We start from the raw sequence: 6,397 nt of genomic DNA on the forward strand, positions 1-6,397 counted from the left end.
CCGCCTTTGCGTTTCACGGCAGCAGCGCCCCGCTGAATTCGCTCGACGATTTGGGCAAGGCCATCTTTAACCACCCTAACTTTGCCAATGCCTGGGTCGGCAAGATGTGTAACTGGGCCAACTCGGCACCATGCGATAGCAACAGCGCGGAATATTTGCGCTTGGTTGAGGTGTTCAAGAACAGTGGCTACAAGCTCAAAACCCTTGCCGTTGAACTGTTTGCCTCGCCAATGATTACCGGTGTGAGTTATACCGATGCGTTTGCAGAGGCTGGCCCCTCGGTTGTTATCAATCGCACCAACCATTTCTGCGCCAGTATTAAAGCGCGCCTTGATCAAGTGCGCGCCTCCCAAGGGCTGCCGCCATCAACTACCACCAATGTGTGCAATCTCTCGGGCACTGCACGTGCAAAAGCGGGTCTGTTGCCAGAGGATGAATTCTCACGCGGGAGTATAGATTTAATTCAATCGGTCAATATCGACCCATTCCTCACCATGGGCTACCGCCAACTGTGTGAAACGGCGGGCAACTCGCTGGTGTCGTTCAACGCCGGGGCGACCGGCACCAACTACGAGAAAATATTCAACGCCAGCAACCCCACGCGCAGCTTGGATGAGATGACTACCTACATTATGGGCATTCCACCGGAGTCGGCCGAATGGAGTACAACCCGCGCCGCGCTCAAGAAAATGTACGACATACAAATGCACCAAACCAATTGCACCACCGCCGGCCTCGATATCATTACAGCAAACCAAACCACCATTCAGTGTGGCATGAAGGCCGCCAATGCTGTGGTTGCGCTCAAAGAAGTCTGGACATTCGCCTGCTCGGCACCCTCTGTTATGGCTATGGGGTTTTAACATGAAAACAACTAACAGCATCAGTAGACGCAACTTTCTACGCGGCAGCAGCGCCGTTGCCCTGTGCCTGCGCGCAGCGGCAACTGGCCTGCCGGTGAGCTTTTTAATGAGCGGGGCTATGCCTACTTACGCCGTAGGTACCGCAGGCAAATCCTTGATTCTGGCGATGTCGGATGATGGCGAAGCCATCAATAGTTATGCAGGCGGCACCTACTCAAGCGATAGCAACGACCCGCGTTTTGTCATAGGTCGCCCGAGCACCGCGCAATTGGGTACGGGTGTACTGGGGCAGGTCAATGGCAACAATGTCACCGCTAGCGATTTCAGCAACTCCGCACAAATTAAAATGGGTAACACCCAAGTGACGGCGGCTAAGTTTTTCTCTTCCCTGCCACAGGATTTGCTCGACCACCTGGCAATGTTCCACTTGCGCACGGCGGCCAACGGGCATCCGGAAGGCACCCGCGTACACACAGTCAACAGTGTATTAGTCAGCAAAACCGGGCGCGGCACTGAAGAAATCCAATCGGCGTTAATGCAGGAAATCCTCTTGCAAGACCCGGCGATGCCCAGTGTGCTCAGCACTCCCATGGTGTTAAACAGCGGCGGGGGCTTGGGCACACTGACATCGGAAAATGTGGCAATCACCCGCTATTCGCCGCTCGATGTCAAAAACCTGTTTGTCGGCACACAGCCTGCCGCAACCGTCGACAACATGGCGAAGCTCTATGCCAACACCATCGACACCATCTATAAAAATGTAAAAACCAATGGCACCGCCGCACAACTGCGCTATTTGGATGCACACGCCTCGTCCCGCAGCCAGGCCACGACGCTCGGCAACCAACTGGGAGGTTTGTTGACCGAGGTCACCGGATCAAGTTTTGGCGATCAAATCAAAGCCGCCGTTGCCATGGCCAAGGTCAATCTCGCACCGGTGATTGTGGTGCGCTACGCCTACTCAGGCGACAACCACAACGATGATGATCTCAGTCAAGAAACGCGCCTCACCATCGCCCAGCTAAACAATCTGGTGACCTATTGGAATTTGGTTAAAGCCGAGGGTTTGCAAAACAGTATTAACTTCGCCACTTACGATATTTTTGGCCGCACTTTGGGGCGCAATGCCACCGGCGGGCGCGACCATCACAACAGCTCCTGCGTGAATATGATGATCGGCGCCAATATCAAACCCGGAGTGATCGGCGGCCTAGAGGCCTGGAGCAATTCCGGCCATCGCCTAATGCGCGCGACCGGCATCAACTCCACCACGGGTTTATCGGCCAGTGCCGATATCGCCGGTACCGAAACCCTCACCGCCTACGCCCGCACACTGATGGCCTCGGTCGGTATTCCGGAATCCCGTATCAACTTCCGCATCCCCGCCGGCAAAACAGTGAAAGGCGCACTGCTCAGCTAGTCATCCATGCGCCAGAGCCATCACTCTGGCGCATTCCCTCCCTCTGTTAAGCCTCATCCACACACGCCACTTAATGAGCAGGCTTGCTCTTCTGCAAAAATAAACATACACTTTTCAATATATACGTTTTTTCATATGTTATTAAAAAGATATAGCCCATGAATCCAGCCGAGTTAAGCAAAACCCTCGCCGACGAAACCCGCGCCCGCATTGCGCTGTTAGTGGCGCGCGAAAAAGAGCTGTGTGTGTGTGACCTCACCTGCGCGCTCGATGAAATCCAACCGAAAATTTCCCGCCATTTGGCACTGCTACGCGAAAGCGGTCTGCTTGCCGATCGCCGCCAGGGGCAGTGGGTGTATTACCGTTTGCATCCTGAGCTGCCAACCTGGGTATCCGAAATTTTACACACCATGCTCAATGCCAATAGCGATTGGCTGGCAGAGAATTGTCAACGCTTGTGCGCTATGGCCGATCGGCCAGTCCGCTGCTGTTGATCCAAACCATTCAACATTCACTGAGAGTTAACCATGAAAAAAATCAAAATTGGCATTAATGGTTTTGGTCGCATTGGCCGTTTAGCGCTGCGCGCCAGCTGGCACTGGCCGGAATTTGAATTTGTGCAGATCAATGACCCAGCCGGTGATGCCGCGACTTAAGCGCATCTGCTGAAATTTGATTCAGTGCAAGGCCAGTGGGCGCCGGAAACCAGCGCAGATGAACACTCCATTATTATTGATGACAAAAATATTGCCTTTAGCCGCAATAAAAGCATTGGCGAAACCGATTGGAGCAACTGCGACCTGATGATTGAAGCCAGCGGCAAAATGCGCGAGGTAAAATTACTGCAAGCCTATTTGGATCAAGGTGTAAAACGTGTAGTGGTGAGTGCGCCGGTAAAAGAGCCGAGCGTATTAAATGTGGTGATGGGTGTAAACCAGCATTTATTTGATCCAGCCAAACATCGCATTGTTACTGCCGCGTCCTGCACCACCAATTGTCTCGCACCAGTGGTGAAAGTGATTCACGAAAAGTTAGGCATCAAACACGGCGCTATTACCACTATTCACGATTTAACCAACACGCAGACCATTCTGGACGCGCCGCACAAAGACTTACGCCGAGCCCGTGCCTGCGGCATGAGCTTAATTCCTACATCCACCGGCTCAGCAACGGCTATTGTGGAGATTTTCCCGGAACTGAAGGACAAAATTGACGGCCACGCTGTACGAGTCCCCCTTGCCAATGCGTCCCTAACCGACTGTGTGTTTGAAGTTGAAAAATCCACTTCCGTGGAAGAAATTAATGGCTGGATGAAAGAAGCCGCAGAAGGTGAGCTTAAAGGCATTCTGGGTTACGAAGAACGCCCGTTAGTGTCAATAGATTACAAAACTGATCCTCGCTCAAGCATTGTCGATTCCCTGTCGACCAAGGTCGTTAACGGCACGCACGTAAAAATTTATGCCTGGTACGACAATGAATGGGGTTATGCCAACCGCGCGGTTGAGCTGGTCGAAAAGGTCGGCTAATGCTGAGTCAGCTGTCGCCGGCAATACGCCAATACTTAATTGTTACGGGCAACTACTGGGCTTTTACTCTGACTGACGGCGCGCTGCGTATGCTGGTGGTGCTGCACTTCCACCAGTTGGGTTACAGTGCGCTGGAAGTGGCCATGTTGTTCCTGTTCTACGAGTTCTTTGGTGTGGTTACTAACCTGTTTGGTGGCTGGCTGGGGGCCCGTTGGGGGCTCAATCGCACCATGAACATTGGGCTCGGCATACAAATTGTGGCACTCGCCATGCTGTTGGTGCCCAGTTCGATGCTCACTGTTATTTGGGTGATGGCGGCTCAGGCGCTATCCGGTATTGCCAAAGATCTCAATAAAATGAGCGCCAAAAGCACCATTAAGCTACTGGTGCCGGACGACAAGCAGGGTCAGCTGTATAAGTGGGTCGCCATACTCACTGGCTCAAAAAACACATTAAAAGGCGTTGGTTTTTTCCTGGGTGGCCTGTTGCTGACGCTAATTGGCTTTCAGGGTGCGGTGCTGGCCATGGCGGTTATGCTGAGTCTGGTTTGGGTAGGCAGTTTAATCTTCCTGAAAAAGGAGTCGGGCAAGGCCAAGTTCAAGCCTAAGTTTAAGGACATTTTATCCAAAAGCCGGCCTATTAATATTCTATCGGGCGCGCGCTTTTTACTTTTTGGTGCACGCGATGTCTGGTTTGTCGTTGCCTTACCGGTGTTCTTAGCCAGCCAGCTGGACTGGAACCACTGGCAGGTAGGCAGCTTTTTAGCCTTGTGGGTTATTGGCTACGGTTTTGTCCAAAGCATTGCGCCTAAATTCACAAAAAGTAGCAAGGACGTGCCCAAAACTCAGGCGGTGGTATGGAATGCACTACTGACGCTGAGTCCGCTTGCGTTAACCCTGGCACTGTGGCAACACTTGCCGGTTACCCAAAGCATTATTATTGGCTTAGGGTTGTTCGGTATTCTGTTTGCCATTAATTCATCTCTGCACAGTTACCTTATTGTATCTTACTCACGCGCCGACGGTGTATCTTTGGACGTTGGTTTTTACTATATGGCCAATGCCGCAGGGCGTCTATTAGGCACCATTTTGTCGGGCTGGGTATATCAACAGTGGGGGCTCATTGCTTGTTTAATGATATCAACGCTGTTATTGCTATTATCCACGGCTGCAATTAGCTTTTTGCCCGAGCGGGAGCAGCATCGCGTCTGATATGTCGTAGCCTGACATTTACGTCAGGCTACTATTAAGGAACCACAATGAAATATTTAGTGTTTTTAGGTACGGTACGCGACAGCACACCGCCCAAGCCAGCCAGGTTGGGCGAACGTGTAGCAAAGGCCTGCGTTAATTATCTGGAACAAAGCTTCGATAACGCAGAAGTCGAACTCATAGACCCTTTAGATTACTCATTTGACGATGTTTTTAAGCCACATTTTTCATACCATGAAAAAGACGTTCCCGAACAGTTGGACGCTCTGGCTAAAAAGATTGAAGCTGCCGATGCTTACGTTATGGTCAGTCCTGAGTACAACCACTCCATGAGTCCAGCTCTGGCAAACTTGCTGAATCATTTTGGTGCGTCTTTGTACTCCTATAAACCCAGTGCCATTGTGACTTACTCGGCCGGTCAGTGGGGTGGTGTTCGCGCTGCGGTTAACATGCGCACTTTCCTGTCAGAGTTAGGCTGCTTGCCAGTATCGGCTATGATCCACGTGCCTAAAGCACAAACCGTGTTTGAGGAAAATGGCAAGTTCAATCAGGAAGTTAAAGACACTGAACGCTGGATCCAATATTTTGGCCGAACTCTGAACCAGTTATTCTGGTGGGCCGAAGCCACACAAAAACAACGCGAAGCACTAAACCCGCGTGAACTGGTCAACGACTTTAAGACTGATCCGTCACAACGCAATGCCCCAGACAGCGACCGAAAATAATTTTTCGGTTGTAGTTGGCACATTTTATGCTAAAATTCGCGCTCTTTTTTTGACCAGCCTCAAACCAGAAGGAGCCACCTACGTGCTGACGCGTATTACGCCACCCTAGCCGTCACTTCCCTGTCACAGGTGCGCAGTAGGCTGTTCACTGCTTTTCTGGCCATTCCGGCCGCTTTATGTTTGCTACTAAAATTTGGTGTCATTTAACTATGTTGAAGTCTATCCAGCAGAACTGGTTTTCTAATATACGTGGTGATTTGCTCTCAGGTATTGTCGTTGCTCTAGCGCTAATTCCTGAAGCTATCGCATTCTCTATTATCGCCGGTGTTGATCCGAAAATAGGCTTGTACGCTTCTTTCTGTATTGCCGTTGTTATCGCTTTTACGGGTGGCCGCCCGGGTATGATATCTGCCGCAACCGGCGCTATGGCCCTGCTAATGGTCACCCTGGTCAAAGATCACGGACTTCAGTACCTGCTAGCCGCCACTCTATTGACCGGCGTACTGCAAATAATTGCCGGCTACCTCAAACTTGGGGAGCTGATGCGCTTTGTTTCACGCTCGGTAGTCACGGGTTTCGTTAACGCGCTGGCCATTCTGATTTTTATGGCACAATTGCCAGAGCTGACCAATGTCACCTGGCACGTTTATGC

The 6,397-nt window shown here is 51.4% G+C and carries 6 protein-coding genes and 1 pseudogene; all 7 read left to right on the forward strand.

The window, feature by feature from the left end; all coding sequences use genetic code 11:
• Positions 1 to 863 (forward strand): hypothetical protein (locus B3180_RS06515; protein WP_286843642.1); only part of this gene is annotated, 863 nt, incomplete at its 5' end.
• A 1-nt stretch (position 864) separates the two neighbouring features.
• Positions 865 to 2,283 carry a DUF1501 domain-containing protein gene (locus tag B3180_RS06520; protein ID WP_286843643.1) on the forward strand — a complete coding sequence of 473 codons (1,419 nt, stop codon included), beginning with the start codon at positions 865 to 867 and terminating at the stop codon, positions 2,281 to 2,283.
• 158 nt (positions 2,284 to 2,441) lie between these two features.
• Positions 2,442 to 2,777, forward strand: a complete 336-nt coding sequence (locus tag B3180_RS06525; RefSeq protein ID WP_286843645.1) for a metalloregulator ArsR/SmtB family transcription factor — start codon at positions 2,442 to 2,444, stop codon at positions 2,775 to 2,777.
• A gap of 33 nt (positions 2,778 to 2,810) precedes the next feature.
• Positions 2,811 to 3,809, forward strand: a pseudogene (locus tag B3180_RS06530) (ArsJ-associated glyceraldehyde-3-phosphate dehydrogenase).
• Entirely contained in the window at positions 3,809 to 5,020 is a 1,212-nt protein-coding gene (gene arsJ / locus B3180_RS06535) for an organoarsenical effux MFS transporter ArsJ (RefSeq protein ID WP_278358449.1), read from the forward strand. Before B3180_RS06530 ends, arsJ begins: the two are co-directional and overlap by 1 nt.
• Before the next feature lie 47 nt (positions 5,021 to 5,067).
• Positions 5,068 to 5,745: an NADPH-dependent FMN reductase gene (locus tag B3180_RS06540; protein WP_222235748.1), complete on the forward strand. Its 678-nt coding sequence runs from the start codon at positions 5,068 to 5,070 to the stop codon at positions 5,743 to 5,745.
• A gap of 209 nt (positions 5,746 to 5,954) precedes the next feature.
• The coding region (locus tag B3180_RS06545; protein ID WP_286843648.1) for a SulP family inorganic anion transporter at positions 5,955 to 6,397 on the forward strand (443 nt) is incomplete at its 3' end.

Source organism: Idiomarina sp. UBA4206, from assembly GCF_002383015.1.
In the GTDB taxonomy this organism is placed as follows: domain Bacteria; phylum Pseudomonadota; class Gammaproteobacteria; order Enterobacterales; family Alteromonadaceae; genus Idiomarina; species Idiomarina abyssalis.

Bases quoted from the DNA above. Each gene is read 5' to 3' on its own strand.
- B3180_RS06520 (WP_286843643.1), top strand. From the start codon at position 865: ATGAAAACAACTAACAGCATCAGTAGACGCAACTTTCTACGCGGCAGC.
- B3180_RS06525 (WP_286843645.1), top strand. From the start codon at position 2,442: ATGAATCCAGCCGAGTTAAGCAAAACCCTCGCCGACGAAACCCGCGCC.
- B3180_RS06540 (WP_222235748.1), top strand. From the start codon at position 5,068: ATGAAATATTTAGTGTTTTTAGGTACGGTACGCGACAGCACACCGCCC.
- arsJ (WP_278358449.1), top strand. From the start codon at position 3,809: ATGCTGAGTCAGCTGTCGCCGGCAATACGCCAATACTTAATTGTTACG.